The sequence below is a fragment of the Bacillus sp. JJ864 genome (assembly GCF_036963045.1).
In the GTDB taxonomy this organism is placed as follows: domain Bacteria; phylum Bacillota; class Bacilli; order Bacillales; family Bacillaceae_G; genus Bacillus_A; species Bacillus_A pseudomycoides_C.
Genome location: NZ_JBALLY010000212.1, coordinates 1 through 1265, shown reverse-complemented (window position 1 = coordinate 1265; position 1265 = coordinate 1). Strand labels below are relative to the sequence as shown.

General features: G+C 34.3%; 1 protein-coding gene. It reads left to right on the top strand.

Features of this window, described 5'->3' with window-relative positions; genetic code table 11:
- Positions 1–610: 610 nt before the first annotated feature.
- Positions 611–1033: a YfmQ family protein gene (locus V7024_RS23105; protein WP_098919269.1), complete on the top strand. Its 423-nt coding sequence runs from the start codon at positions 611–613 to the stop codon at positions 1031–1033.
- Positions 1034–1265: the final 232 nt, after the last annotated feature.

Here is a 1265-nt window from a genome sequence, read left to right as displayed (position 1 = left end):
AGAACTTATCTGCCGCTCATTTGCGACTTCCTTATGTTAACATCTCAGTTATTCAATGTCAACTAAGTTTTTCATTTCGTTTATCTCGGTTACTTTATTTCACCGGCGACTCGTATAATATTACACCCATATTTAATTATAGTCAATGCCTTTTTGATTTTTTTTAGAAATGGTTATTTAGGGTAGCAAAATATACTTATCAAGCTACCTATGAGAGGCTGACTCAAAAGAGATGTAGTTGTCCAATTCCTTCTTATTATGTCCACTGATATATCAGCGCTTCGATACAATATATAGTGAAACCTCCATCGGTGACACTTTTCTCACTGATGGAAATTCTGCCCGTTAATGCGGGATAAAGACCCTTTGACGATGTTCAACACGCTAGATGCACTTGAGAGAACTACGGTCTGGCAAAGCCCATTTTCATTCCATTACAAAAAATTCACATAATATACACAAATCAACAAACTACCCTATGATAAAATGGAAATTATCAACAGTTAATAAACAGTGGACCATTATGGTCTATTTTTACATGTCTATCAGCTGATCCTCAATATGAGTTATGTCATAATATTATTTTAGAACGTAATGGAGATGATAAAATATGACGACCTGGTTTATAGTTTCATTGGTTATTGTGTTTACTCTTAAATTACTAGTAACATCTCTTCCAAATTCTGTTGTAGAATCGTTTGTCAGCAAATTTGAATTACATCCAAAACTCGATGATACGAGTGCCACCGTAACGATCGACGGACAACCTTTAGAAGGCGAAGAGAAGATTCAAGTTATTAATCATTTTAACCAAGCGCTATTTTTAGAGAAATATTATTTCCCTCCACAGAGTAGTGGAACGCCATTGGTCATTAATACTAAGAAAGGCAAAAACGATGTTAGTTTTTCGATATACAGTTACAACGATCACGTTGATGTAATCAAACAGTATAAGAAAAAGGTAGTCGCATATAGCCTCCGTTCTGATAGCCTTCAAAAGCGTTCCCTGTTAGTAACAGGAGATGTAGTTTAAAAAGATCGCCAAAGAGGCGATCTTTTTTTATGGATGAAATGACAACTGAAGCTAAAAAAGAAAAAAGGATTCTGAATGCATAGAAATCCTTTTTTCTTTGTCTAAATTTACTTAGTGTACAAAACTCACGTTTTTAGACATCAAATACTTCTTTTAATTCTTTATTTACTATATGAAAACTTCCGTCACTTATCGTCCTGTTATGAATATGCAAAAAAGACGAGTCCGCTGA

Coding starts and splice junctions, on each gene's coding strand:
- V7024_RS23105 (WP_098919269.1), top strand. CDS start 611: ATGACGACCTGGTTTATAGTTTCATTGGTTATTGTGTTTACTCTTAAA.